The sequence below is a fragment of the Micromonospora sp. NPDC005215 genome (genome assembly GCF_040607915.1).
Lineage (GTDB): Bacteria > Actinomycetota > Actinomycetes > Mycobacteriales > Micromonosporaceae > Micromonospora.
Genome location: NZ_JBEXHQ010000003.1, coordinates 152,702 through 178,908, shown reverse-complemented (window position 1 = coordinate 178,908; position 26,207 = coordinate 152,702). Strand labels below are relative to the sequence as shown.

The window sequence follows — 26,207 nt, the reverse complement described above, 5'->3', positions numbered from 1 at the left end:
ACGTGTGCGGCTTCACCGGCGGCGGTGCCGACCGGCGCAGGCGATCTTATCGGCGAACGCGGTCGAGCACGTCGTCCCGGAGCGAGACCATCCGCTCGCGGGTAGGCGCCTCGACGTTGAGCCGCAGCAGCGGCTCGGTGTTGGAGGCGCGCAGGTTGAACCAGGCGCCGTCGGGGAACCGCAGGGTGAGCCCGTCCATCTCGTCGGCCACCGCGTCGGGGTACGCGGCCCGCACCTCGGCCACCGCCGCCGCCTGGTCGGCCACCGTCGAGTTGATCTCACCGGAGGCGATGTAGCGCTCGTACTCGCCGGCCAGCACGGACAGCGGTAGCGACTGCTCGCCCAGCGCGGCCAGGGTGTGCATCGCCGCGAGCATCCCGGTGTCGGCGAACCAGAAGTCCCGGAAGTAGTAGTGCGCGGAGTGCTCGCCGCCGAAGACGGCATTGGTCCGGGCCATCTCCGCCTTGATGAAGGAGTGCCCGACCCGGGCGACGACCGGCTTCCCACCGTGCTCACGGATGATCTCCGCGACCGCGCTGGAGGTGATCAGGCCGTGGATCACCGTGGAACCGGGGTGCTTGGCCAGCTCTCGCGCGGCGACGAGGGCGGTGATCGCCGACGGCGAGACCGGCTCGCCACGCTCGTCCACCACGAAGCACCGGTCGGCGTCGCCGTCGAAGGCCAGCCCGATGTCGGCCCCGTGCTCCACCACCGCGCGCTGGAGGTCGACCAGGTTCGCCGGATCCAGTGGGTTGGCCTCGTGATTGGGGAAGCTGCCGTCCAACTCGAAGTAGAGCGGCACGATCTCCAACGGCAGCGGCGACAGGGCGGCGTCGCCCAGCACGGTGGGGACGGTGAAGCCACCCATCCCGTTGCCGGCGTCGACGACGACCTTCAACGGCCGGATGCCCGCGAGGTCGACGAGCTTGCGCAGGTAGCCGGCGTAGTCGGGAAGCAGGTCGCGCCGCTCGGCCGGCCGGGTCGGCGTACCGGCTGGGCGTGCGTCGCCCGAGTCCAGCAGCGCCTGGGCCCGCTCCCGGATCTCCGCCAGACCGCTCTCCTGGCCGATCGGGCGAGCGCCGGAGCGGCACATCTTGATGCCGTTGTACTGGGCAGGGTTGTGGCTGGCGGTGAACATCGCACCGGGCAGGTCGAGCGAGCCGGAGGCGAAGTAGAGCAGGTCGGTGGAGGCGAGCCCGATCTCGATCACCGAGCGGCCCTCGGCCCGTACGCCGGCGGCGAACGCGGCGGCCAGTCCGGGCGAGGTGGCTCGCATGTCGTACCCGACGACCACCGCGTCGCCCGGCTCGTCGGTGGAGTTGAGCAGCTGGGTGAACGCGGCTCCCAGCGCCTCGGCGACCCGTTCGTCCCACTGGTCCGGCACCGTCCCTCGGACGTCGTACGCCTTCACAATCTGGGACAGATCAGACACGTGTTCCACTCCTTGGCCGCAGGTTAGACACCGAGCCTGAGCGTAACGGAGGGTCCGGGTCGAGCCCCGCTCAGCCGGGGAGCCGGGGCATGATCACGGTGCGACCGCCGTCGTCGGGGGGCGGATCCCCGGGCAGCGGTCGGGTTTCGGGCGCTCCCGGCATCGGCTGCGTCGCCTCCGGGGGCGAACCGGCGGCGGGTCGGGCGCCGTAGACGCCGCCGGCGGCCGGGCGTGGGGACGGCACGGCACCCGGACCGGCGACCGGCGGCTGCTGGCCGTACACCTGGCCAGGGCGACCGGGCGCGGCCGGCGACCCACCGCCAGCCCGGTAGGTGGTGCCGCCGGGGTTGCCCGGCAGCGTGCCGGCCGGCTCGTCGGACGGCCGGCGATCCTGGCGCGAGCGACGGAACAGCAGCACGATGAGCAGCAACCCGATCGCCACCATGACGATGCCGAAGATCATCACCGGCGATGTGCCGCCGGACGAGTCCGCGGCGACCGCCGAGGTGTCCGGCGCACCGGACACGCCGCCCAGCGCCGCCGGAGTCACCGCGTCGTCGACACTCGCGACGTCGGTCGGGCTCGGGGTGGGCGTCGCCGTCTTCGACGGCGTCGGCGACGGGGTGACCCGCGCGCCGGTCACCCTCGACGTGTCGCTGCCCCGGCCGACCTCCTGACCGGCCGCGGTGACACCCGTGCCGGTCACGGCGAGCCGGCCACCCGGGGCACCAGCACCGAAGGTCACCCGGTACCGCACCGTGATGCTCTTGCCCTTGCAGAGGGTTGGCTTCGACGGCGACGTCTGCGCGGTCCCCACGGCGCCGCCACCGCCGGTGACGGCCACCGGGAACCAGCGCCCGCCCGCGTTGACCTCGACCTTCAACTGGTGCGGCTGGAGCTCCTCGAGGTTGAGAAACAGCGCGGTACGCAGCAGGACGCAGCCGTCGGTGCGCTTGCGCACCGCCACGTTCACCCCCTGCGCGGAACCGCCAGCGGCGAAGCTGCTGGCCGCACCCACCCGGACCGAGTCGTCGTCGGCCAGCGCTGGCGACGCGCCGAGCATCACCAGGCCGCCCACCAGACCGCAGACCGCCGCGAGCCGTGCCGCGCGTCGACGCACCGTCATGATCACCTCGCCGTTCTCCCCGGGTGGGGTCCGCGGGTCAGGCTACTACCGCCCCATCCACCCCGCCGGTCATAGAGCGGCCCGGATGTGTGCCTCGTTACGGTTTACGACCCCGGCCTGTCGACCTGCGGTTAGTCAGACTAGCCAGCCAATCAGTCGGCCGGATCGGTCGACCGGTCGGCCTGCTGCGCGTCGGCGAGGGCGTCGCGGCAGAGTCGGTCGGCGGTGCGGGTGCTCTCCGGCAGTCGGAACCGCGGGGCCAGCGCGAGCACCTGCGCTGTCGCGTTCTCCAGGCTCATCCGATGCCCGACGCTGACGAAGACCGGCTTCACGCCGTCCTGGGTACGGAGCACCCGACCGACGACGTCACCGCCGTCGCGCAGCGGCGACCAGGCACCCCGCTCGGCGACTGGCGGATCCCACGTCCCGACCAGCGGTGTCTTGCCCACCCCGATCGCGGGCAACCCGGTGACCACCCCGAGGTGGCAGGCGAGCCCGAACCGGCGCGGATGCGCCAGCCCGTGCCCGTCGCACACCAGCAGATCCGGGACCGTGGCCAGGCGGTCCAACGCGCTGAGCAGCGCGGGCAACTCACGGAAGGCGAACAGCCCCGGCACGTAGCCGAACGCCGGCCGCCCCACAGCGACCGCCGAATCCACCACGACCAACGTCCGGGCATCCAGCACCGTCACGGCCGCCGCCAGCAGGTCACCGCCCTGGGAGTACGCGACGTCCAGGCCGGCCACCGTCTCCGGCGCGCTCGGCCCCGGCCCGACCAGGTCGACAAACGGTCGCAACTCCTCCTGGACGGCCACCGCCTCGCCAACACTGCCCGGCCCCACCGTGCCACCCGGCATCGCCGCCGCCCCCCATGATCCACTCGGCTCCAGTGCAGTCGGGCTGTCGCACGGCCTCGGATGCCCCGACATCGGCGAACCCGAGTCGGTCACCCTTGCTCGGGGCCGTCGGCACCGTCCCCGGCGGCACCACCGTCCCGGCCACCCTTCGCAGGCTCGCCGTCGGTTCGCCCCTTCGTCGCGCCGAAGGCGATCGCGAAGGCGATGCCAAGGGCCACACCGAAGGCCACGCCGCCGGTCGACCCGAACGAGGGGACGCCGATCGCCAGGCCGATCAGGATGCCAACCGGCCATGCCCAGAGGTTGGACCTGCCGCTCTGCGTGTCGGAACTCGCCATACGTCGATGCTATTCGACTCGATCGGCAACTCCTGCGCAGCGTCAATCCTCATTGATCTCCTAGTCGAGTAAGTCCTAACTGTGCTGCCCAGGGACACCTTGGCCGGGCTCGGGCTGGGGACGCAGCCGGCCGCGGGCGGTGACTGTTGGTCACCTCCGTCGGGGCGGATGCGGTAGTGAGCGGTATACCTCTGAGTCATATTCATACCTCTGCGGTATACCGCTCAGCAGCACATCACTTGGTGGGCCAGCCACAACGAATGGCGAGCCCTTCGCTGCGCCGCAGCCCCGTCTTGAGTGAGGACTTACTCGTCTAGTCGTTCAAAGCGAATGATCAGGCCCGGATCGAAGACCCACTATCCACACCGGTGGTCCAAGAGCAGCCGGCACCCCTGCGATTACCCGGTTGGCTACGCCGAACACCTCGTCCCAGTCGCCGCCGAGTCGCCCGACCTCACTCGGGCCCAGCGCTGCGCGCAGACGATCCAAAGCGACCCGGTCCACCTGCCCGTACAGGGCTTCACTCGACTTCATTGAATCGGGCTGTCCCACCGCCTCGGATGCCCCGACATCGCCGAACCCGCAACGCACGGGCAGCTTCCCGATCACCGTCGTCCACCGCCAGGGCCGCCAGACCCATCAATTGGCCGCGACTCCCGGGGTGAAATCGAGATCCCGGCGCAGCCGGGTCGACTCGGTCAGCAACTCCCGCGGCGTCAACGCGACCGGCGGCCTGCTCTCCGAAGCAGAGGTGCCCAGCACGTACGACAGCGTCAGATCATCCCCCGCTGCGGTGGCCAACTCTCGGGCCTGAGTGAAGAAGGGCTCAGCGGTCGCCTGTCCGTCGATCCGCGGAACATGGATGCCTATTTCGCCCTCGCTATCTCGGGGTCCGCGCCAGGATCACCGGCCGCCCGGAGCTGCTCCTCGAACATGACGAACGTCCGCTGCCGAATGCCATGGATGATGGCCTGTTCACGTGGAGTCTCATGACGAGCCTCGGCGTCTGCGAGATCCTCGATTGCCCGCACGGCATCGTAGAGCGCGAAGATGGGTCCGTCACCCTTGAGGTAGTGCGCCCTGAATGCCTCGACCTCCTGCACGAAATCCTCAGCGGTACGGCGAAAGATATCGCCGCCGACGTCAAAGACAATCTCGCTGAACAGGTCATTCTTCTCCTGCCAGCCGCCGGTGTCGATGGAAACCCGCCATACCCTGGCGCCACCGTCGGGCGTTTTCACGATCTTCACCGGCGACTGGTAATAGAGGTAGTAGGACGGCAGCACCAGACCTGGCATTTGGGTCATCAAACATTCCCCTCGTAGGTCGACTGCAATGCCTGCCAGAACAACTGTTGCTCACGCCGGAGGATCCCGTCTGCGATCGCTCCCTCGCGCCCCGTCAAGGCACGGCCCTCGGCTCGGGCCAGGGCATCCACATCGCGGCGCACCTCATACAGCGCATGCTCCCAGACCGCTACTGCGTCGAGTGCAGCCAGGTGCAGACGGAACTCGGCAAGATGGGCGTTCCGCGTCCGCAGTACGAGTTGCACGTCCCGGTAGCCGCTGTCCTCAGGAGACATGAACCGGTCCTGGCAACTCACGATCACGACGTCAGGGTGGTCGCGAATCCGCTCGAGCGCGGCGTAGAGATCGTCGAGGTTGCGGAACTCGACCTTCGCGGCCGCGAGGTCGAGCAATTTCGACGCATCGCCCTGATTCTTGTTTACCTTGTCCTCGGCTCGGCGACGGTCCTTGGGCTGAGGACGCCAGCCGGGCTCCCCGACACGAAGGCCGTCAACGTCAGCAAGCGATACCGCTAACTGCTTCAGATCGGCCTGCGCCACCGCCGCAGCGGCGTAGAGATCGTCGAGGTAGCGCCTACGGTAGGCATCGTCACCGCGCCGGGGGTCATCAAATCCTGCCTGCGCGACCGGCCCCCGACGCAACTGAATGCTGGCACTGATTCTCAGCTGCTCGTCGGTGAGGGGAGTCGGCTCTGGCCGAGGTACATCCCGGCCGGCCGCCTCCAGGCCCGCAGCTTCTTGCTGCGCGACGTCGTCGAGCACCTCGGCGAGGACGTCGATGGCCTGCTGATGACCGGCCAGGTGATAGAGGGTCAACGGGCGCGCGGTCAGCGAGTTCGCGAGTTCGGGCGTGGACAGGATCAGGCGCGCCAAATCCGGATGCCGCACCAGCTGCCGGGTCAGGCTCTCGGCCAGTTCTGGCTCGTTCGCGGGTGGCTCCCGCCGAGCGCTGTCGAGCATGTCGCGGACCCGACCGTCGGCGAACAGCCGCACCACGTCCCGCGCCGACGCGTCGTCCAACTCCGGCACCAGCCGACGAAGGCTGGGCGGGTCGACCACCGTCGCGAACTCGGCCGGACTCACTCCGACCGTGAAGATCTCGTCCAGACTGGCGGCCATCGAAACGACCCGGGCCGGGCTGTCACCCGTCGACGGCTGCCGCAAGACAGACCCGGAGGAATCCTCGGCGGGATCGCCGTCGCCCACACTCGCCGAGCCCGGACCGTCCAGCAGGAGATGCATCCGGTTGATGTACGGGTCACCGTGGCCGCCGTCGTCGTCCGCCGAAGGGTGGTCCGGCAGGTCGGGCCGCTCGCTGAACCGGCCGCGGGGTAGCCCGCCGAGCGGCATCGGCCGGCCATCCCCGCTCAGCACCAGCGCGTCGATGCCGACCACATCGGGGTACAGCGGCCGGTCCCGGACCACACCGTTCTGCGGGTCCACGTAGAGCACAGTGCCGTTCTGGTTGAGCGCCACCCACGCGTGCGAACCGCCGTGCGGCCACTCGGTGACCAGGAACGCGTAGCTGCCGTGACCGCCCAGCAACAGTTGGTCGTGCAGGTTCCGGTAGCCCCGGTCGGCGGCCTGCCGCGCCTGCTCGGCGTACGGGCGTTGTCCGGACGGCGGGGCGAGGAGTTGCTGGAAGCGCCCGCCGGTCACGTCCTCCACCCGGCCCGGGCCGCCTGCCTCGCCACGGATCGGGCGTCGGATGTCCCCGTCCAGGTAGCCGTCGAAGGTACGCGGCGCCGACACTCGCGGCCGCCCGTGCACCCAGGTTTCGAACATCGACAGGGTGCAGTCCAGGCAGTTGATGCCCCGGGTGGCGTCGGCCGTGGGACCTCCGTCGTTCAGCAGCCGAAACCAGCCGCCCTGTCGGGGATCGGCGGTGCGGGTGACGGTGCCGTCCGACTCGCGGGGCATCTGCCGTTCGACGTCGACCTGGTGCAGGGCGAGCGGTGGACGCAGTCCTCCCGGCCGCCCGTACGGCCGGGAGTCGTCGATCGGTGGGGGTGTGTCGTCGCCGGTGAGCCGGGACGGACCGGAGGTCTCCACCGCGCCGAGCGCGAGCGCGCCGACGTCGCTGTTGGCGTGCTCGAAGGCGGCAGCGCCGATGTCCACGACCGGCGGCGCCGTGGTGCCGGCCAGCACCGCGTCCGCCAGGTCACGCCACTGGGCGTACGCGCGTGTCTCGTCGTTCGCGGCCCGCTGCCAGCCGTCGGCCCACTGTCGGTGACCAGCCTGGTGCAGTTGTCGGGCGTAGGTGGCGTACTCGATGGCCCGGCGATCGTGCTCGGCGGCCCGGGCGCGCAGTCGGGTGGCCTCGGCCTGTCGGCGGTTGCGCTCGAACCCGGTTCGCTGGGTTTGGTAGTGGCCCTGGTAGAGCCGCCGCTCGGCGGCTTCCGCCTCGGCGGCCCACTGCGCCGCGTACGCGTCGATGGTCTCGGTCGCGGGCGCCACCGGATCGCCGAACGCCATGACGTCGACGGGGACTGCCGCCCTGCCCCGGGCCGGATGATCGGGTGCGCCCGGCTCCCGCGTCGGGGCGTGCGATCGCCGCACCACCGGGGTAGGGAAGGTGACCTGCGGTGTCGGGCCGGTGGTGGTCGTCGGCGCTGGTGTGCCGGTCGACGGTGACCAGGCGACCGGGCCGGAGGTGGTGGGGTGCGGCGAGTTGTCGAGGTGGCCCGGCGCGGCACCGGTGGCCGGTCCGCTGGCCGGCCCGAAGGTCCCGGCCCCGGGCGCGGCGACGGACGAGAGCCCGGGAGCGACCACCGACGAGACCCCGGGAGCGACCGCCGACGGCAGCCCGGGAGCAGCCACCGGCGAGAGCCCGGGAGTGACCGCCGACGAGACCCCGGGAGCCGCCGCCGGCGACGTCCTCGGATCGGCGGGCACCGGCGGCAGCGTCGGATCGGCCGCGACCGGGAGTGCGGCGCTGGCCTCCTTCAGGAGTGGTCCGTCCGCCGGCGGCATCGGCTCGGACGGGTGCGGCGAACGACTAACTGCGTCCACGTCGGACAGCGCGCTGACCGACGGTGGTGTCGACACGTGGACGTCGGAGGCGGTGGAGGGCGGCACTGCCGTCGCCTGAGCCGCGGAGACGCCCGGCAAATCGGCGCGCAGCGGCACCACGGGCTCCGGTGGCGACGTGGCGGCGGCCGGCGTCGCCTGCGCCGGAACGCCCGGAGCCGGGACCATCCCGGTCGAACCCGCCGCACTCGCGGCCACCACGGGCGAACCCGCTCCGACCACACCCCCTCCCGAAGCCGCCTCGGCCGACGAGGACGCTCCCGAGGCGGACGGATCGGCGGCGACCGGTGCCACGGGAGGTAGGGAAGGGCCAGCGAACGACGTCCCAGCGAGGGCGTTGGCCTGCGCGTCGAGCCGGGCGCGTAACGCGTGGTCGGTCTGGCCGGTCACCGAACCGGTGGCCCCGGACGCGGCGGCGCGCGCCACCCCCTCCACTGAGGTCAGGCCCTGACCGGTGGCCAGGCTGGCGGCGCTGTCGGCGAGCACCTCGCCGGTCATCTCCCGCCCCAGGTGCTCCCCGACTCGTGCCATCCGCCCAGTCGCGTGCCGGCCCAGGCCGGCCAGCGGTGCCACGGCCCCGCCGGCGAGGCCACCGACCGCCGACGCGCCGAGGTCGGTCACATCCAGGCCGTGGGCCCGCCCGGTGGAGTTCTGGTACGCCTGGGTGGCCAGGGTGACCCCGGCCTCCTCGGCGGCTTCCTCCAGCCCCTCCCGGGCGGCCCGCCTGGTGAGACCGCGCACGCCACCCCGGGCGGCCTCCTTGGCCGCCCGCTCGCCGGCCTCCTTGAGCCCGTGTTTGAGGGATTTGCTGGCCAGTTGACCCATCAGCCGCTTGAAGATCTGTTGGACCAGCAGCCGGGTCGCGGTGATGGCCGCGCCGGCCGCCGGGGTTGCCGCACCGGCGGTGAGCACCGCGGCGACCGCCACCGAGAGCAGCTCGATGACCAGGATGCCCAGCTCGATCCAGACTTCCAGCTTGGCGCCCTCGATGTCGCAGCCGCACTCCTCGACCAGCCGGCCCAGATCGGCGGTGACCGCGAGCAGCACGGGCAGCGGGGCGTCGGCACCCTCGGCGATCCCCCGCCAGGCCGCCTCGAACGCCGCGTCGACCGCCCCGACACCGCCGTACCCGTCGTGCACCTCGCCGGCGGCCGCGGCGGCGTCGGTGTACGGGCCGGAAAGGACGCCGGCAACCGCGTACCACTGGTCGGCGACGTCCCAGACGGCCCGCTCGTTGCCCTCCGGCCACTGCACACCGACCACCCAGTCGAGGGCCTCGTAGATCCAGCCCGGCACGTCCCAGGGTGCGTGGTCCAGCGGGTGCGGAATCGGGCTCGGCAGCACACTCATCTCCGTCGCCGGCCGTCAGCGCTGGTCGGCGGCCCGACCGAACCGGGCGGCGCTGTCCCCGTCGGTCTGCACGCTCGCGTCGACGGCACGGACCACGTCGCTGCCCAACTCGGTGAGCCGGTGCCCGACGCCCGCCCAGGCCCGCAGCACGGTCTGCTCGAAGCCGCGGTAGTTGCGCTCGAACGCGGCGCCGACGTCGTCGCGACCCCACGGCCGGGCAGCGCTGGCGGCCTCGATCGCACCGCCTTCCGCCGCTCGACGGGCCGTCACCGCCTCACCGGCGAGGGCCAGGTCGGCACCGCCGCGGCGGGTCCGGGACGGATCGAGCCAGAGCTGCGCGTCGGTCATGGCTGCCCCGCACCTTTGCCGAGAACGGTGTCGGCCCGGCCGAGCAGCGTGGCGTAATCCCCGGTGCGCAGGAAGTCCGCCGACCCGGAGCCGGCCGGCATGACCTCGGCGACAAGGTCGCGGGTGGCGTCGGCGGCGGCGGTCGCGGCGGCCCGGATCGTTTCGGTAATTTTTCGGGCGAGCGCCTCGGCGTCCCGCTCGCGGTAGACGGCCGGCGTCAGCTCGACCTGGATCAACTGACCCTGGGCGCCCACGGTGGCCGTCACCTGGCCGTCGGCCGAGCGCCGGGTCACCCGCAGCTCGGCGAGGCGCGTCTGCAAGCTGTCCAAACCGGACCTGAGCTGCTTGTACTGCCCGTACACGTCGTCGAATCGGGCCCGTAGCTCGCGGTTGGCGTGCCGGTCCACGTGTTCGCTCACCGCCGCCCCTTTCGTCACCGTCGGTAGAGCAGCACCATACCGGCTGCCATCGATCCGCGTAATCCGGTAGTTTCAGTGCGTGATCGACCGTCAACAGGCCGAGCAGCTCGCGGCCACCTGGGCCCGCCGTGACTCGCAGCGCCTCGGCCACGAGTGCACAGCGATGGTCGACGAGTTCGACCTCGGCTTCGTCATCACGTCCGTCGTGCCCACCGAGGTGCGTACGGTCCCCGGTGACCTGCCGACGACAGTCATCGACAAGCAGACCGGCAAGGTCACCACCTGGCCGCGGGTGCCGAGCGATGTGGTGGCGGATCTGTACCGACGCAGCCAGCCGGCCGGGCCGACCGCTCCCCGCACTGTCGACCCGTCGAGTCTGCTGGTCCGGGAGATTCATCGGATCGCCACCCCGAACACCACCGCGCACCTGACCCTCGAAGGCCGGATCTGGACGGCCCAGGGCACCAGGGCGGACGTCCCGCTCAACCATCATCCGCTGGTCCGCACCTACCTCGACCAGTTGCCCCCGGGCGACCTGGTCCGCGGCGGCGACGCCCACGCCGAGCTGATCGTGGTCTCCGACGTGCTGCACGAGTACGACCACCGCCGGGCCGCCGAGGGCATCGCGCCGATGGGTCGGGGCGAGGCGGCGGCGCTGCTGGCGGACGCCCGGTTCGAGATCTTCCGGATCCGGGAGCCGGGTGACCCGGCCGGCGGCCCCGCCGAGCTGCCCTGCGATTCGTGCATCACGTTCCTGGTGCGCGCCAACGTCCTGCCGGAGGCGGCTCGGGCGTACACGGAGACCTGGCGTGCCCCGGCGGAGCCCGACCCTGATCCTGGCCGCTTTCCGGCGGAGGTCGCCAACGCGCTGGTCGCGGCCGGTTGGCGTCCGCACATCGGAGACCAGATCATGGCTGCCGCCGCCGTGCGGGACGTCACCGCGGTGCGGGGGGTGACCCACCAGCACGCGGTCTTCCCCGCCGCCGTCGAGGCGCTGACCGCGTTCCCCAGCCTGGTCGGCGCCCGACGCGGTCGCGGGGAGCAGGTGTGGATCTCCCGTTTCGACATTCGCCCGCACACCATCGCGCACACCGCCGACACCCTCGCGGACTTCGGGGCGGTGCTCGGCGTACGACTGTTTCCGATCGGCACCGAGCAACAGGACAGCATCCTGGCGGTGGACGAGCGCGGCCGGGTCTTCGCCCTCGATCAGGCCGGCGAATGGTTCCTCGGCGACACCATCGACGCGGCGTTGACCACGCTGCTGCTCGGCCGCGCCCCCGCCCGGGTCGGCGACGACGGCACCTGGCAGTCCGACTGAGGCGGCAGCGTCAGCGGAGCACCTCGACGGTGTTGCGGCGGATCAGGTTCTTGCCGGGCTCGCGGATCTGGTCCATCGCGGCGGAGTTGAGCAGCACACAACTGCCCGACGGGCCGGTCACCGTCACCGTGGTCGCCCGGTTGTTGTCCAGGTTCGTCACCCGCAGCCGGGTGCCCACCGGGAACTGCCCGCTTGTCGCCCCCGGTCCGGCCGCCTCCTCGAAGAAGGTGAGCGCACCCGAGCACGCCGAACGGGGCGCCGTGCCGGGCGCGCCGGGCGACGCGGCACCGGGGCGGATCGAGCCGGGAGCGGGCGCGGCGGCGGGTGGCGCGGCACCGTCGACGCGTTCCACCACGTTGCGGCGGATCACGTTCTTGCCCGGCTCCCGGACCAGCTCCATGGCCGCCGCGTTGAGCAGCACACAACTGCCCGACGGGCCGGTCACCGTCACGGTGGCCGCCCGGTTGTTGTCCAGGTTGGTGATCCGCAACCGGGTACCCACCGGGAAACGGTCGCTGGTCGCCGCCGGCGCGCCGCCCTCCGCCGAGAAGGTGACCGAGCCGGAGCAGACGGTCGACCGTGCCGGGGCGGTGTCGGCGAAGCCGAAGTTGGTCCCCACCGCCACACCCGCCGCGGCGAGCACCGCCACGGTCGCTGCCAGCACGTGTCTGCGCTGCACCCTCATCGACGTCACTCCCGTCCTCGGTGGTGTCTTTCCCTCCCCTGGTACGGACGGGAGCGCCCTACCGTTCAGCCGGGACGGGCACCGATCGGGCGGCGGCCAGGTCCACCGGCCCGTACCGGGTGTGCGGCGCCCCGGTCATCAGCGCCCAGTAGCGGTCGCCGTACGACCAGTGCCACCACTCGGTCGGGTAGTTCACCATCCCCGCACCGCCGAGAGCGTCCACCATGATCTGCCGGTGCCGTCGGGCCGTGGCGGAGATCGTGGGTGCGTCGGTGAAACAGGCGTCGTCGCTGTCCTCCGGGGTGGCGTCGATGGCCGTGCCCAGGTCGAGTTCCACACCGTCGTCGGTGCAAAGCGTCAGGTCCACCGCCCCGCCCGTGCTGTGCGGGGCCACCTCGACCGGCGAGACGAACTTGGTGGTCTCCCGGTGCAGACGCTGCGGGGACCAGTCCGGGTGCCGTCGGCGCAGCTCGTCCCGGTAGCCGGTGAAGATGGCCAGCTGCGCCTGGTACGGCCGGTATCCCTCGACCACCAGCAGGCGCATCCCGGCCGGCAGGGCACGCTGCGCGGCCAGCAGGCGGTCCACGACTGCGGCGCGTAGCCGGGCGTACGCCCCGGCGGGGTCGGCCGCGCGGTCGTCGAGCCGCAGTTCCGGCAGCTCACGCAGGTCCAGCAGGGGGTCGCCGTCGTCGGCGCTGGGCACCGCCGCCACCCGCGGATCGGAGAGCAGGATCATCGGACGGTCCCCGCGGTGATCGCGGTCCGTTCCGCATGCCGGGTACGGGCCAGCGCGACGAGCCGGTCCACCACCTCCCGGTAGCCGACACCGGCAGCCGCCCACACCTTCGGATACATCGAGTGCGCGGTGAATCCGGGCATGGTGTTCAGTTCGTTGACGTACAACTCGCCGCTCGTCTCGTCGTAGAAGAAGTCGACCCGGGCCAGGCCCCAGCCGCCGATCGCGGCGAACGCGCGCAGCGACAGCTCGCGGACCCGCGCTGTCACCTCGTCCGGCAGTACGGCGGGGACGATCATCGGGTCGGCGTCGCCGAAGTACTTCTGCTGGTAGTCGAACCACCCGCCGGCAACCCGCACCTCGCCCACCGCCGACGCCTCGGGGCGCCAGCCACCGAGCACCGCGCACTCCAGCTCCCGGCCGGTGGCGCCCTGCTCGACCAGGACGAGCTGGTCGTGGCGAAGCGCCTCCTCCACGGCGGCGGCCAGGTCGTCGCCTTCGTCGACCCGGGAGATGCCGATCGAGGAACCCATGTTCGCCGGTTTCACGAAGAGCGGCCGGCGCAGCCCGAGGACCAGCTTCTCCGGGTCGTCGGCCGCCCGGTAGGTGTGCGCGTCGAACGCGACGTACGGGGTGACGGGGATACCCTCGGCGCGCAGCGCCCGCTTCATCGCCACCTTGTTCATGCCCACCGCGGAGGCGAGGATGCCGCACCCGACGTACGGCACGTCGAGTGACTCCAGCAGCCCCTGCACCACACCGTCCTCGCCGAACGGGCCGTGCAGCACCGGGAAGACCACGTCCAGCTCGGCGTGCACCGCGCCGGGGGCGTTACCCGCGGACACCTGCACGACGCCCGGACGCGGACCGGCCCGCAACTCGACGGCCGGGCCGGTCACCAGCAGGCGGTCGTCGATGGCCCGCTCGCCGGCCGGCCGGTCCCGCAACTCGGCAAGCAGCGCGTCGGGCATCAGCCGAAAACCGCCGCTGCGGGTGACGCCGATGGCGAGCGTGCGGTAACCGCCGCCGCCGAGCGCCCGAGCCACCCCGAGAGCGGACGCGCAGGACACCTCGTGCTCCGCCGACGGTCCACCGAACAGGATTCCGATCCGCGTCGGCGCGCTCACGCCGCCACCGCTTCCCCGGTCGGCACCTCGGCGGGCGGCGGGACCAGCAACCGGGCCACCAGCGCCGGCTCCACGTTTCCGCCGGTCAGCACCACCCCGACGGTCCGCTGCCGACCAGCTCCGGGGGTGAGCCGGAGCGCACCGGCCAGGCCGGCCGCCCCGGACGGCTCGGCGAGCACCTTCAGCTCCGTCAGGATCAGCCGGAACGCCGCGCCGATCTCGTCGTCGTCGACCCGGACGACCCCGCGCAGCGCGTTCCGCACGATCGCGAACGGCAGCTCACCCACGCAGGACGGCCGCAGCCCGTCCGCGATGGTGGGCACCGGCGCGACCGGGACGCGCTCACCGGCCGCCAGGCTGCGGGCGAGCGAGTCACAGCCGACCGGCTCCACGCCGTACACCTCGATGCCCGTGCCGGCGGCGGCCAGGCAGGCGCCCGCGACCCCGCCACCACCACCCACGGGTACGACAAGCGTGTCCAGCGGTGTGCCGGCGCGCTCGGCCTCCTCGATCAGTTCGAGGCTGGCGGTGCCCTGCCCGGCGATGACGTCCGGGTGGTCGTACGCATCGACGACGGGGTGGCCGCTCTCGGCGGTCAACCCGTTGGCCACCGCCACCCGCTCCTCGACGCTGGTGCCGGCGAACACCACCCGCGCCCCCGCCGCGCGGGCACTGTCGACCTTCGTCGGTGCCGCGTCGACCGGCAGCACCACAGTCGCCGCGATCCCGTGCTGGTGAGCCGCCAACGCCACCGCCACCGCGTGGTTGCCGGTGCTCTGCGCGATCACCCCGGTGTGGCCGGCCGCGGCGAGCCGGCCAACCGCCCGCAGCGCGCCCCGCATCTTGTACGAGCCGCCGTCCTGGAGGTTCTCCGCCTTGAACAGGACTCGCGCCCCGGCCAGTGCGTCGATCACCGGGGACCGCAGCACGGGCGTACGGACCACGCGGCCGGCGAGCCAGCGGGCGGCCTCCTCCACATCGGCCCGGACCTGGGCAACGGTGCGTGACATCGGGTTCTCCTCTCGGGCACACCACGGTTCAGATCCGCCGGTACGCGGACCCGGGGAACGGCGGTGAAGCGCTAGGTCACACTGGGTAGTTGGACGTCGACCCGTAGGCCCCCGTGCTCGGCGGGCCGGGCCGCGATGATCCCGTCGTGCGCCTGGGTGATCGAGCGGGCGATGGCCAGGCCGAGACCGGCGCCTCCGCCCTGCGAGGTGCGGTCCCGGGCGAGCCGGCGGAACGGCTCGAAGAGACCGGCCACCGCCTCGGCCGGCACGGGCTGACCGGTGTTGACCACGGACAGCGCGGGCACCCCGCTCACCGCGACGGTCAGCGAGCCGCCCCGCCGGTTGTACTTGATCCCGTTCTCCACCAGGTTGCTGACCAGGCGCTCCAGCAGCACCCGCTCGCCGACGACGACCCGGGGCGCGAGATGGGTGTCGATGGTGACAGCGGCCTCCCGGGCGCGGTCCTGGTATCCGGCGAGCACCGCCTCGACGATCGCGTCGAGACGCTGCGGTATCCGCGAGCGCAGGCCCTGGTCACTCTCGCTGAGCGCGAGCAGACCCTCGATCAGCCGTTCGTTGCGCTCGTTGGTCTCCAGCAGTTGGGCGGTCAACAGCTCCAACTGCTCACCGGAGAGCGCCCGAGCCATCCCGACCTCGATGAGCGTCCGCTGCACCGCCAGCGGGGTACGCAGCTCGTGCGAGGCGTTCGCGGCGAACCGGCGCTGCCCCTCGTACCCGGCGGAGATGCGTTCCATCATCTCGTCGATCGACCGGGACAGCCGGGCCAGCTCGTCGCGCCCCCGAGGGCGGATGCGGTGACCGAGGTTCTGCGGGCCGACGTGCCCGATCGGCTCGGCCAGGTCACGGACCGGGCGCAGGCACCATTCCGCGCCGAACCAGAGCGCCACCAGGACCGCCACGGTCACGAGCAGGACGGCCACCAGGGGCAGCACGAACGCCCCCGGCCGCACCTCGGCGCAGACCGTGCTGAGCCCGGGCAATGGCACGTCGCAGAACTGCTGTCCCCAGCCCCAGGTCACCCCGGTCAGCCATTTGCCCATCGTCGGCAGCACCGGCCCGGCCAGCAGTGCCAACAGGCCCACGAGCAGCACCCGACGTCGGGGCGTCCAGCTCACGCCGTACCGCCGATCCGGTAGCCCGCCTTGTGAACGGTGTGGATGATCGTCGGATCGCCGAGCTTCTTGCGGAGAGTCATCACGGTGACCCGTACCGCGTTGGTGAACGGGTCGGCGAACTCGTCCCAGGCCTGCTCCAGCAACTCCTCGGCGCTGACCACCTGACCTTCGGCCCGCAGCAGCACGTGCAGCACGGCGAACTCCTTCGGGCTCAGGGTGAGCGGCCGGCCGTCCCGGGTGGCCACGTGCCGGCCCACGTCCAGCGTCAGGCCGTCCTGACTGAGCACCGGCGGCAGCGCCGGGGTGGACCGTCGACCGAGGGCCTGCACCCGGGCCACCAACTCGGCGAAGGCGAACGGCTTGGTCAGGTAGTCGTCCGCACCGAGCCCGAGCCCCTCCACCCGGTCCCGGATGCCGGCCGCCGCGGTGAGCAGCAGCACCCGGGTGCCGACCTGTGAGTCGGCGATGCTGCGGCACACCTCGTCGCCGGTGTGCCCGGGCATATCCCGGTCCAGCACCGCCACGTCGTAGCGGTGCACCCCGATCCGCTCCAGCGCGCCGTCGCCGTCGTAGCAGACGTCGACGGCCATCGACAGGCGGCGCAGCCCTTCGGCCACCGTGTCCGCCAACAACCGCTCGTCGTCCGCCACCAGCACCCGCACGTTTTCCGCTCCCCCGAGTTCGGCCTGCCCGGCATACCGTCGCAGGCCCGGGTTAAGGGTTCCGTAAGCACCCGCGACAAGCCATCCTCCACGGCAACGACCAGCGGACGAACCAGCGCAACCCTGACCCTGCCGGCTTCGTCCCCTGTCGCGCCGTCTGCGTCCCAGGTTCGGTGGCCACGACGGTTGACGGTCGAGGGTGAGCTGCGTCACCAGGCAGTGGGGTCGCTCCGCCTAACAAGCGATGTACCTCCGAGTCGAAAATAGGACTCAGAGGTATATCGCTTGTTGCCCTGCCCTCGTCCAGGGAGGTGACGCTGCGTGAGCACCCACCGCCGAATGCTCAGTCGCAGGCGGTGCCGTCGCCGTCGCGGTCCAGGTCGTAGATGTCGTCGCCGATCACCCTGATGGGGCCACTGACGTAGGCGGGGCCGTTGCCGCTGCCGCCCGCGCAGTCGACGTCGCTGGCGATCGGAACGCAGCCGCTGTAGTTCGGGTCGCACGTCGAAGACTGCGGCTTCTTGGTGCCGACGGCGACGACCTGGGCCACCGCCTGCTTCGTCACTGTGGACTTGACCAGCTTCCTGGACGTCCGTACCCCGTTCGTGGTGGTCACCTGGTACGTCAGGGTTCGTACTCCGTTGACGCCCTTGGTCCGGACGACCCGCTTACCCTCGGCCAGGGACGAGTCCTTGACGGTCTTCTCGCCGTACCGGACGGTGACCTGCTCCGTCTCGGTCGTCACCTTGACGACCGGCGGGGACGCGGCATCCGACGGGGTCGGCGAGGCTGGCACCGAGGGCTCGGTCGTGTCGGCCGCGGCAGCTGGCGTGGCGACCGGGGCGTCAGCCTCCTCGGTTGCCGCGGCAGCTGGCGTGGCGACCGGGGCGTCAGCATCCTCGGTCGGCTCGGCGGGCGCTGCCACGATGGGCTGCTGCGCCTGCTCGGCGGCCGTGCTTGTCTTGGTCGGCTCCGGCTCGCCGGCCAGCGCGCCGACGATGGCGGTGCCGGTGCAGCAGAGCAGCAGGATCGACAGGGTCACCGAGCCGAGGATCACGGCGGTCCGCCGGGCGGGACTGGCCCGACGGAACCAGCTCGGGCGAGGCACCTGCCCAAACGACGACGGGTACGGCGGCCCCGGATTTTGCGGTGGTTGCATCGTCACGGCGATGAGTGTCGTCGCAAACACCGTGCCCAATATCCGCCGTCGTGCTCGTCACCTGCGCCGTTCGCGTCGCACCGATGATCCATGGGCACTGCCTCGGACAACGAGACGACACCTGCGGCAAGCCTCCAGGCCGGCTGGCCAGGGCCGATCGTTCGGCTGCATTTGTCAACAAGAGCCGCAAATCGGCACGCGGCGCGCCCTCGCGCGGCCACTCGTCGAAGGACGACAGGTGATGTGTCGAGATGCCGTCAGCAGGCGCGCTCAGCCGTGGCGAGCATCGGCTCAGACGTGGCCACGACGAGCCCGCAGAAAGGACCCAGCAGCCGATTGATGCCGTCACCCGTCGGTGTCCACACTGGCGCCATGCCCAAACCGTCAACGCGGAGTTTGCGGACCTTGGCCCTGGGCGCGTCCGCCCTCACCCTGGGCGGAGTCGCGATCGCCTGGAAGCTCCATCGTGTCGAGGCGCTCAGCTGGCTCGCCGGCATCGGAAGCTTCGTGTTGGCAGCCGTCACACTCTTCAGCTCCGGCAACGCCGGCGGCAACCCGCAGCGCACCTTCCTGGCCCGGCTCGGTGGGCGGATCAGGCGGGTGTTCCTCTCCGGGGAGGATGGGAACACCACCATCCGCGCGACGACCGGCGCGACCATTGAGGACATCACGGTGAGCGGGCCAGCTCTACCGGCCGCGCCGACACCCAGAGAGTCACCAACGGACAGGCTCGCGCCAGCCATTCGGGCAGACCTGGTGGGTCGGGGCACACCGGGCGCCGTACCGACTCAGGTCGTCCCGCCGGAGGCAGCACAACCGCACTCTGCCGTGCCGGTTCTGGTGGTGGACGGTCTCGTCAGCCGCACGGACCAACTGGATCGGGTGCTGGACGGCATCCGGCGCAACCTCAACGGCACTGTCACCGTGCTCGCGGCGAAGGGCATGGGCAAGACCTCGTTCCTCGGGCTGCTACGGACGGCCATCCAGCGCGACTTCCCGGACGTCGTGATAATGCCCATTCGCGCGAACATGACAGCGGAGCCCTACGGGCTGAGTGAGGTCTATCGGGGCGAGTACGGCGCCGACACCACAACCGTCGTCTCCGCCCTCCTGCTGGAGAAGTCGACACAGTTTCTCGGGGATCTGGCGCAGGCGGTGGCGCGGCAGTTTCCGGGTTTCATGATCGCGGCGGAGGCAACCCGCAGCGCGGCGAACACCGTCACGGTCAACAACACGTTCACCGCCAAGTCGTGGGGAAGACTGTCCAATACCGCGCTTGAGATGAATGTCGCAGGCGAGAGTCCGATCGAGCGGATACGCCAGGCTCAGCGACGCGTCGACGAGGCGTTCATCGCCGACTGGCGCAATTTCGTCGCGGGTCAGCGGGCGGTCCTGGTTGTCGACGGCTTCGAAACCCTCATCGACGACGCGGTGGGCCAGTGGTTCGTTCGACTCGCCGCCCGCCTGCCGAATACAACTGTGGTGCTGTCGCTCGTGCCACGCGAGTTCGCCGAGCACGGCCAACAGGTGTTGGACCCGGCCCTCGTTCAGGAACTGCCCCGGTTCACCGCGGCCGAGACCCGCGCCTACCTGGCGCACCATCTCGGTGACCAGGTCGGTGCACGCCTGACCAGCCTGGTGTACGGCTTCACCGGCGGCCACCCGTACGGGCTCAGTCTCGTCGTGAAGTTCATGCACGCCCACCGCGAAGAGGCGCTCGACCCGGACCGCCTACAGGATCTGCTCTCCCGGCTCTCGCAGGGCGACCGACAGGTGGACGATCTGGTCCGGGCAGTAATTCGACCGGAGAGCAATCCGGACGTGTGGCGGGTGGCCGAGGTCGCCTCCCTGCTGAACAGTTTCGACGTACCGATGCTCGTGTCCGTCCTTGCCGGCGAGGAGCTGGCGACCGCCCCGGAACGGGTAAGCGACGCGGTACGGCGGATCGAGCACCTCGGTCTGATCGATCCGCTGCCGGTGGTCGGGCGGTTCCGTCTGCACGACTTCATCCGGCCGTCGATGTCCGACGCGCTCCGGGAGTTCCAACCCGAACGGTGGGCGCACATCCATCGGCGCGCGGCCACGTACTACTACGACCGCATCATGTCGTTGGAAGACAAGACATCCACTGTGTACGGCTCCTGGTTCAAGTACGAGAACGTGGTGTGGCAGATGTACGAGGCCGAGTGGTTGTCTCACTCCGCCCGTCTCGTCGACGAACGGGAAGTCGTTCGCGCCCAGTTCATCGTGCTTTTTCTGGAGGCATTCTGGTGGTGGGCGCTCTACGTCGACTTCTCTTTCTGCCACCAACTGCTGGACAGCTGGCAGCGGGCGACCCGCGACGAACTGGACCGGGACCTGGTCAAGGAGCTGCGCCGCTTCCACGAAAACTATCCGACCGGCCCGGACAAGCCGGCCGGCGCACACTGGACCGAGGTGCGCCATGCGTTACGCACGATCGGCCAGCTGTGCGGCGTTCACCACGGGTGGCAGGATGCGCGCTATTCGGCAGAGGTCCAACAGATCCGCCGCAAGGCCTGGCTCTATCTCGGCGTCTTCACCGCCCACTCGTACTGGTACGACAGGCAGTTCGCTGCTGCCGACGCCGCGTACCGGAGGCTTGAGCCGGAGTTCCTCGACCTCGACGATGAGTGGCTTCTCGCCTGGATCTACTTCGAGTGGGCCGAGGTGGCGCTCGGCGCCGGTGATCACCCCTCCGCCGGTGCGCGGTGCCGGCAGTCGAGCGGGTGGGTCCGCAAGCTGGCCGAGGCCGGGGAATCCGAGTCGGAACTGCTTGCCAATCTGCACCGGCTGCTCGGTGACCTCTTCTCCGAGACCGACCGAACTATCGCCGCTGAGCAGTACGGCCAGGCGGTGAAGCGGGCCTTCGTGTTCCACCTGACGGACGACCCGCTCGGCCCGGCGGTCACCGGACCGGACGAGTACACCAGCCAGTTCTACGCCGAGATGACGTCCCGAGCCGCCGCCCGGCTTGCCGACTGGTGGCAGGATCCTCGCCGGGAAGCCATCCTGACGGCTCTGGTCGAGCCCACCGCTGGTCAGCCGCCGCTGACCAGCCAGACGGACCTCGACGCGGGCGCCGGGTCCATGGAGACCAGGAAACAGCTGGTCGAACGGTTGTTGCCGCGCGGGCCCCGCGACGATGAGCTGTACCGCCGTTCGGGAACCTTCATCGACCACTGGGGCGATGTTGTCGAGCACCTCGACCTGGACATCGCGGCCGAACTGGAGCGCGTCGACGAGCTGGCCGCCAGGCTGATGGACGGCTCAGCCGACTGACGTGTCCAGCTCAAGCCGGTCGACCAGCCAGCCCGTCTGCCACCGTCGCTCCGCCTCGTACCGGTCTTCGGTGGGATCCGGTCGACGGGCCTGGGCCGCCCGCGCGGCCACGTAACCGAGGGCCGGAACCGGATAGGTCTGGGCCATCTCGACAGCATCGGCCAGGTATCCGCAGAGCCGCGCGGCGGCTTCCCGGCCGGACAGCGTCGCCGTCCTCTGCAGGTGCAGGGCCACCTCGCTCACCCCGGCGAAGGGGTCGGCCTCGGTGCGGCGGTTGCCCGACGCCAGTAGCTGATCCGCCACCTCCGTCAACAGGTGGCCGCCGGGGTCGCCGTACTCAGCCGCGGCGTGGGTGGCGGTCCGCCCCACGCACGCGCGCTTGAAGGCGGCGCCAGCATCGGCGTCCCACTGCGGCACCGGCTTCGCCAGCCGCCCACGTTGGGCGACGACCTTGTGGCCCGCCACGGTGACCGGGCCTTCCAACTCGACCGACCACAGCTCGTCGTGCAACCAGTAGGGCAGATCCTCGACGCGACACGCGTGCAGCCCGCGTTCGCAGGGAACGGTCGCGGTTGCCTGGAGCCAGTCGGTTGACCAGGTCTGGCCGGAGAAGGGCGCCACCTGGCCAGCGGCCAGAAACTTGTAGTAATTCATGGCGAGGTGCGTTCGGCCGGATCGAGGTCGACTGTCGGCGCGGTGGCACCGCCGGCGGCGTTCCCAGTGGCCAGGGTGAGGAGATGCTCCGGCGGCGGTCGACCCGGCAGGCTGGAAAGGCTCGCCCGTAGGTCTCGCACCTTGCCCACGTGGCTCAGACAAGCGGGGCAGACCAGCAGGTGCAGCTCGACCAACTCGCGCCGATCCGCCGCGACAGTGCCGTCGATCAGGCGCGCGGTCAACGACACAGTGGAGTCACATCGCAGGAAGGTGTCCACCGCTCTCCTCCTTGTCGAGCTGCCGATCGATGAGGGCGACCACCTCGGTCCGGGCCGCGCCAAGAAGCTCGAGGTAAGCCTGCTCGTCGTGGCCGACGAGAGCCGCCGCCTCGGCCGGCGCGACGCCGAGCACATCGGAGAGGATGACAGCAACCCTCGGCAGCGGAGGCAACCGCCGGACGGTCAGCGCGACCAGAGGACGCGATGGGACCACCCCATCCCAGCTCGGCGGATCCTTGCGCCACCACCCCGCCCACGGATCGTCCTCGCCGAGGAACCACCACTGAAGCACGTCCGCGTCGACAGGGTCCGACGAGACGAAGAGCAACCCGGCATCTGACAACGCGTCGAGCAGTGCGGCCACCACGACGACCCCCGGCCGGGGCAGGCGCTCCCCGGCGACCAGCCTGGCCAGCACCCCCGCCCAGACGTCATCGAGCACCGGGCCGGCGCGACCATCGGTGGCCAGCAGATCCAGGGCGCTGGCTGTCGTCGGGTAGTCCCGCCGCAGCAACTCGGCCGCCACGTCCAACGGGGGAACGGTGGGATGTTGATCCAGGGCCAGCGGAGTCAGCGCGGGTCCCTGGCGTTCGACGACGGCGACCAGGGCGTTGAACTCAGGATCATCGTGCACCTCGAGCCCTTCGGCTGACTCGAAATACTCGACGAGGAAGGACGTCACGAGGTCTTTCGGCACCGCCGCGTCACAGGGCTGGACGGCCAAAAGCATGCCAGGCTCCCGCAGCGCGTCCGGCCGAAGCCGAGGCTGGGCGAAGGGGACAGGCAGCATGCCGAAACCCGCCCGTTGGTAGAAGCGCAGCCGCGCGGCGGGATCACCGAACTCACCGGCCGGATGCAGCCGCGGATCCTCGACCTCCGCGAGGACCACATCGGCGCCCGAGCGCTCCCGCCACGCTGGCAACAGGCGGCCCACCAGCAGACCGCCAATGCCGCCACTGCGGGTCCCCGGTCGCACCGCGAGGTAGCTCAGCAGCAGAACTCCGCCGATGGGTTCGGCCACGATCACGCCGACGGGCGCGGCGTCGTGCACCGCCACACCGACGAATGTCTCGCTCGATCCCGCCAGGACTTCGAGGTCGTCCAGCTGGTGCGCCGGGAAGCTGGGCACCAGGATGTCGTCGTAGGCTCGCCGCAGCAGATCAAGGTCGGGCTGGTCGTTCAGATCACGAAGCTCGATGCGCCCGATGGCCGTGTCAACCGTCGGTGGCGTCATCCCACCATCCTCGGTTCTGGGTGCTGGCCGCCGCAAGTGGCGTGGCACCGACGCACCAGACAGCGGCGGATCGGTGACCGCGACGGGCGGGCGGCGCGGATCAACTTCGCGGCCCGGCCCTGCTTTGTCCTGCCCGCGCGGCGGCCTGGCACCGGCCCGGCCATGGAGCGCCGTCGGCTCAGCGGTCGGACCGGCGCACCGAGTCGACGAAGGACGACCAGTCGGCCAGCGCGAAGGCCAGGATGCCACCGTCGCGGTCCTTGCTGTCGCGCACCAGCACCCGACCCGGCAGGTTGTCGGCCACCTCGACGCAGGCGCCACCGTTGTTGCTGCTGCGGGTCGCGGTGCGCCAGCGGGCGTTGGTCATGTCCATGTCGTGGCCACTTCCCTCAGTTCGGTCGACCAGCGTTGGGGTAACGCCTCACCGGCGAAGCTTTCCCGGCCGTGGAGCGCCGTCGGCTCAGCGGTCGGACCGGCGCATTGAGTCGACGAAGGACGACCAGTCGGCCGGCGCGAAGGCCAGGATGCCACCGTCGCGGTCCTTGCTGTCGCGCACCAGCACCCGACCGGGCAGGTTGTCGGCCACCTCGACGCAGGCGCCACCGTTGTTGCTGCTGCGGGTCGCGGTGCGCCAACGAGCGTCGGTCATGTCCATGTCGTCGCCACTTCCCTGATCAACTCGGTCGACCGGCGTTGCGGTAGCGCCTCGCCTGTGACGCTCTCCCACCTGCGACCCATGCTAGCGATGTCGACGGGATCGGTCACGATCTGACCACGGAGCTGGTTGTCGAGATACGCCAATTCCGTCCCATCGGGCAGCCGGCCCAGCACGAAGGGCCCGGCCAGACCGGTGTGCCACGGGCTCTCCGCCGGGATGACCCGGACCTGCACGTGCTCCCACTCGGCCACCGCTACCAGGTGGGCCAACTGCCCGGACATCACGGTGCGGTCGCCAACCAGCCGGCGCAGCACCACCTCGTCGATCACCGCCACGAGCTGCGGCGGGTCATCGCGGCCCAGGACCGCCTGCCGTTCGAGTCGGCTCGCGACGATCACATCCACCTCGGACGGTGGGACGAGACCGCCGGTGCCCAGCACCGCGCGGGCGTACCCCTCGGTTTGCAGCAGGCCCGGCACCAGCAGCGGCTCGTACCACCGAATGCCGGTGGCGTCCTGTTCAAGCTCGGTCCATGGTCGGAACCACGGCAGGTCACGGCGGCGGAACGGCTCCGGCCAGAGGTCGGCCGCGTCCCGGCGCAGGATCTGGGCCACCGTGACCCGGGTACGCGGGTGCGGGATGCACCCCGCGGCGAGCCACCGCGCCGCCGTCTTGGGGTCGACGCGAACCTTCTCCGCCAGCGACTCGACCGTCTCCCCCACCTCAGCCATCGCCACCCGCAACGCCTCGTTCGCCACCAAAGCCTCCCGCCCGCCAGGGGTACACCGTGACCTCGCTCGGTGCACGCTGCGGCGCATGTTAACCACGCTGAGTGGCGGTGTCTGCGGCCTACCGGCGTGTGGCGGTCGGACGTGTTGGCGCGCTTGCCGGACGCCCCCCAAACGCCCCCAACGTGTCCCGGCCACACTCGTTGATCAAGAGGTTTCAGTCATCAACGGGCGCATTCTTGACGCTAACCTCTTGATCAACGCCGGCGGCCAGGCGTGCGGAGGCCAGGCCGGCGCGCGGACAGGCGGCCGGAGGGGTTAGTGGTTGGGCGGGATGACCCGGAGGTGACCTCGACGGCCGGTCTGGTGGGGGTTCTCGTGGTGCTGGTCCGGGTCCGGCGGGCGGGGCGCGGGGCGGGCGGCTTCGCGGACCGCTTCGGCGAGCGCGACCAGGTCGTCGGTGGTGGGCGGCGGTGGCTCGAACTCGCCCTCGTGCCGGACCACGTCCCAGCCACGCGGCGCCGTCAGGCTGCGGGCGTGCGGCTCACACAGGTCGTACGTGTGTGGCTCGGCGAACGCCGCCAGCGGCCCCACCACCGCTGTCGACTCGTTGTAGACATAGGTCAATGTGGCGACCGCTTGCCGGGGGCAGCCGTTACGGGAGCAGCGCCGTGGTGACCTCACGTGCGGCAGGGTATCTCCATTACCGGGTCCGGCGCATCGCTTCGCGTTGCGACACGCCCGTCGCGGTGATCACAGTTCGCCGTTCTGGGCGCGGCGCGCCACGGGAGCGGCGGTGCCGCTGGCCGGCCCCGCGCGGGGGCTACCCTTTGCCTCATGACGAGCCCGGAACACCGCCGCCCCGGCCCTGGCCGGCGCGTGCACCGTGACCGGCACGGTCGCGGCCTGCGCGGGCGACTGGTGCCGGCCACCGTGCCGCTGGCGCGGACCAAGGCCGAGGTCTTCGACGACCTGGTCCTGGACACCGTGGAGACGCTGGAGCGTCGGTTCGCCAAGGAGTTGGCCGGGGTCGAGTTCGCGGTCGAGGACGTTCCGCCGGACCTGAACGTGTACGACTCCGACGTGCTGGAGGACGGCGAGGTCCCGCTGGCCCGGCTGCTGCCCGGTCGCCCGGGCCGGCAGGAGGTGCCGCCGCGGATCGTGTTGTACCGGCGGCCCCTGGAGTTCCGGGCGATGGACCGCGAGGACCTCGCCGATCTCGTGCATGACGTGATCATCGAACAGGTGGCGAACCTGCTCGGGGTCGACCCCGACGAGCTGGCCTGAGCCAGGCCCCGCACGGGTGGGTCGGG

The 26,207-nt window shown here is 71.1% G+C and carries 26 protein-coding genes; 3 read left to right on the top strand and 23 right to left on the bottom strand.

Annotated features, from left to right (window positions below; all coding sequences use genetic code 11):
• Positions 1 to 46 precede the first annotated feature (46 nt).
• The 9 genes from ABZU25_RS04365 to ABZU25_RS04325 form a co-directional block, all read right to left on the bottom strand.
• Positions 47 to 1,432, bottom strand: a complete 1,386-nt coding sequence (locus ABZU25_RS04365) for a phosphomannomutase/phosphoglucomutase (RefSeq protein ID WP_355027892.1) — start codon at positions 1,430 to 1,432, stop codon at positions 47 to 49.
• Between the two features lie 70 nt (positions 1,433 to 1,502).
• Positions 1,503 to 2,558: a hypothetical protein gene (locus ABZU25_RS04360; protein ID WP_355027891.1), complete on the bottom strand. Its 1,056-nt coding sequence runs from the start codon at positions 2,556 to 2,558 to the stop codon at positions 1,503 to 1,505.
• Between the two features lie 152 nt (positions 2,559 to 2,710).
• Complete coding sequence (locus tag ABZU25_RS04355) at positions 2,711 to 3,415, bottom strand: endonuclease V (protein WP_355027890.1); 705 nt, start codon at positions 3,413 to 3,415, stop codon at positions 2,711 to 2,713.
• A gap of 89 nt (positions 3,416 to 3,504) precedes the next feature.
• Positions 3,505 to 3,753, bottom strand: a complete 249-nt coding sequence (locus ABZU25_RS04350; protein ID WP_355027889.1) for a hypothetical protein — start codon at positions 3,751 to 3,753, stop codon at positions 3,505 to 3,507.
• A gap of 639 nt (positions 3,754 to 4,392) precedes the next feature.
• Positions 4,393 to 4,554: a hypothetical protein gene (locus tag ABZU25_RS04345; RefSeq protein WP_355027888.1), complete on the bottom strand. Its 162-nt coding sequence runs from the start codon at positions 4,552 to 4,554 to the stop codon at positions 4,393 to 4,395.
• A 65-nt stretch (positions 4,555 to 4,619) separates the two neighbouring features.
• Complete coding sequence (locus ABZU25_RS04340) at positions 4,620 to 5,060, bottom strand: hypothetical protein (RefSeq protein ID WP_355027887.1); 441 nt, start codon at positions 5,058 to 5,060, stop codon at positions 4,620 to 4,622.
• Positions 5,060 to 9,439: a toxin glutamine deamidase domain-containing protein gene (locus tag ABZU25_RS04335; RefSeq protein WP_355027886.1), complete on the bottom strand. Its 4,380-nt coding sequence runs from the start codon at positions 9,437 to 9,439 to the stop codon at positions 5,060 to 5,062. Before ABZU25_RS04335 ends, ABZU25_RS04340 begins: the two co-directional genes overlap by 1 nt.
• A gap of 15 nt (positions 9,440 to 9,454) precedes the next feature.
• Positions 9,455 to 9,787 (bottom strand): hypothetical protein, encoded by a 333-nt coding sequence (locus ABZU25_RS04330; RefSeq protein WP_355027885.1) that lies wholly within the window; start codon positions 9,785 to 9,787, stop codon positions 9,455 to 9,457.
• Positions 9,784 to 10,206, bottom strand: coding sequence for a YbaB/EbfC family nucleoid-associated protein (locus ABZU25_RS04325; protein WP_355027884.1), 423 nt, complete (start codon positions 10,204 to 10,206; stop codon positions 9,784 to 9,786). Before ABZU25_RS04325 ends, ABZU25_RS04330 begins: the two co-directional genes overlap by 4 nt.
• A gap of 79 nt (positions 10,207 to 10,285) precedes the next feature.
• On the opposite strand from ABZU25_RS04325, the gene ABZU25_RS04320 reads away from it, so the two are divergent.
• Complete coding sequence (locus tag ABZU25_RS04320) at positions 10,286 to 11,527, top strand: SUKH-3 domain-containing protein (protein WP_355027883.1); 1,242 nt, start codon at positions 10,286 to 10,288, stop codon at positions 11,525 to 11,527.
• A 10-nt stretch (positions 11,528 to 11,537) separates the two neighbouring features.
• On the opposite strand, the gene ABZU25_RS04315 is transcribed toward ABZU25_RS04320, so the two are convergent.
• From ABZU25_RS04315 to ABZU25_RS04285, 7 genes are all read right to left on the bottom strand, one after another.
• Positions 11,538 to 12,212, bottom strand: coding sequence for a hypothetical protein (locus tag ABZU25_RS04315; protein WP_355027882.1), 675 nt, complete (start codon positions 12,210 to 12,212; stop codon positions 11,538 to 11,540).
• Between the two features lie 58 nt (positions 12,213 to 12,270).
• A complete protein-coding gene (locus ABZU25_RS04310; protein WP_355027881.1) occupies positions 12,271 to 12,948 on the bottom strand; it encodes a M15 family metallopeptidase in 678 nt (225 codons plus the stop codon).
• Positions 12,945 to 14,075 (bottom strand): D-alanine--D-alanine ligase family protein, encoded by a 1,131-nt coding sequence (locus ABZU25_RS04305; protein ID WP_355027880.1) that lies wholly within the window; start codon positions 14,073 to 14,075, stop codon positions 12,945 to 12,947. The genes ABZU25_RS04310 and ABZU25_RS04305 overlap by 4 nt, the downstream gene beginning before the upstream one ends.
• A complete protein-coding gene (locus tag ABZU25_RS04300) occupies positions 14,072 to 15,085 on the bottom strand; it encodes a pyridoxal-phosphate dependent enzyme (protein WP_355027879.1) in 1,014 nt (337 codons plus the stop codon). Before ABZU25_RS04300 ends, ABZU25_RS04305 begins: the two co-directional genes overlap by 4 nt.
• A 71-nt stretch (positions 15,086 to 15,156) precedes the next feature.
• Positions 15,157 to 16,221: a HAMP domain-containing sensor histidine kinase gene (locus ABZU25_RS04295; RefSeq protein WP_355027878.1), complete on the bottom strand. Its 1,065-nt coding sequence runs from the start codon at positions 16,219 to 16,221 to the stop codon at positions 15,157 to 15,159.
• Positions 16,218 to 16,883, bottom strand: coding sequence for a response regulator transcription factor (locus tag ABZU25_RS04290; RefSeq protein ID WP_355027877.1), 666 nt, complete (start codon positions 16,881 to 16,883; stop codon positions 16,218 to 16,220). Before ABZU25_RS04290 ends, ABZU25_RS04295 begins: the two co-directional genes overlap by 4 nt.
• Positions 16,884 to 17,226: 343 nt before the next feature.
• Positions 17,227 to 17,925 (bottom strand): G5 domain-containing protein, encoded by a 699-nt coding sequence (locus ABZU25_RS04285; RefSeq protein ID WP_355027876.1) that lies wholly within the window; start codon positions 17,923 to 17,925, stop codon positions 17,227 to 17,229.
• A gap of 489 nt (positions 17,926 to 18,414) precedes the next feature.
• Here ABZU25_RS04285 and ABZU25_RS04280 point away from each other — a divergent pair, with 489 nt between their 5' ends.
• Positions 18,415 to 21,342, top strand: coding sequence for a hypothetical protein (locus ABZU25_RS04280; RefSeq protein ID WP_355027875.1), 2,928 nt, complete (start codon positions 18,415 to 18,417; stop codon positions 21,340 to 21,342).
• On the opposite strand, the gene ABZU25_RS04275 is transcribed toward ABZU25_RS04280, so the two are convergent.
• The 7 genes from ABZU25_RS04275 to ABZU25_RS04245 all read right to left on the bottom strand — a co-directional run bounded on the left by ABZU25_RS04275 (position 21,331) and on the right by ABZU25_RS04245 (position 25,578).
• Positions 21,331 to 21,996, bottom strand: a complete 666-nt coding sequence (locus tag ABZU25_RS04275; RefSeq protein WP_355027874.1) for a hypothetical protein — start codon at positions 21,994 to 21,996, stop codon at positions 21,331 to 21,333. The genes ABZU25_RS04280 and ABZU25_RS04275 overlap by 12 nt on opposite strands.
• Positions 21,993 to 22,274, bottom strand: coding sequence for a zf-HC2 domain-containing protein (locus tag ABZU25_RS04270; RefSeq protein WP_355027873.1), 282 nt, complete (start codon positions 22,272 to 22,274; stop codon positions 21,993 to 21,995). Before ABZU25_RS04270 ends, ABZU25_RS04275 begins: the two co-directional genes overlap by 4 nt.
• Positions 22,252 to 23,508, bottom strand: a complete 1,257-nt coding sequence (locus tag ABZU25_RS04265; RefSeq protein ID WP_355027872.1) for a GNAT family N-acetyltransferase — start codon at positions 23,506 to 23,508, stop codon at positions 22,252 to 22,254. The genes ABZU25_RS04270 and ABZU25_RS04265 overlap by 23 nt, the downstream gene beginning before the upstream one ends.
• 178 nt (positions 23,509 to 23,686) lie before the next feature.
• Positions 23,687 to 23,881 (bottom strand): DUF397 domain-containing protein, encoded by a 195-nt coding sequence (locus ABZU25_RS04260; RefSeq protein ID WP_355027871.1) that lies wholly within the window; start codon positions 23,879 to 23,881, stop codon positions 23,687 to 23,689.
• Positions 23,882 to 23,968: 87 nt separating this feature from the next.
• A complete protein-coding gene (locus ABZU25_RS04255; protein WP_355027870.1) occupies positions 23,969 to 24,163 on the bottom strand; it encodes a DUF397 domain-containing protein in 195 nt (64 codons plus the stop codon).
• Positions 24,154 to 24,897 carry a DUF5753 domain-containing protein gene (locus ABZU25_RS04250; RefSeq protein ID WP_355027999.1) on the bottom strand — a complete coding sequence of 248 codons (744 nt, stop codon included), beginning with the start codon at positions 24,895 to 24,897 and terminating at the stop codon, positions 24,154 to 24,156. Before ABZU25_RS04250 ends, ABZU25_RS04255 begins: the two co-directional genes overlap by 10 nt.
• 315 nt (positions 24,898 to 25,212) lie before the next feature.
• Positions 25,213 to 25,578 (bottom strand): DUF3499 domain-containing protein, encoded by a 366-nt coding sequence (locus ABZU25_RS04245; protein ID WP_355027869.1) that lies wholly within the window; start codon positions 25,576 to 25,578, stop codon positions 25,213 to 25,215.
• Between the two features lie 153 nt (positions 25,579 to 25,731).
• On the opposite strand from ABZU25_RS04245, the gene ABZU25_RS04240 reads away from it, so the two are divergent.
• Complete coding sequence (locus ABZU25_RS04240) at positions 25,732 to 26,181, top strand: metallopeptidase family protein (RefSeq protein ID WP_110562108.1); 450 nt, start codon at positions 25,732 to 25,734, stop codon at positions 26,179 to 26,181.
• Positions 26,182 to 26,207: the final 26 nt, after the last annotated feature.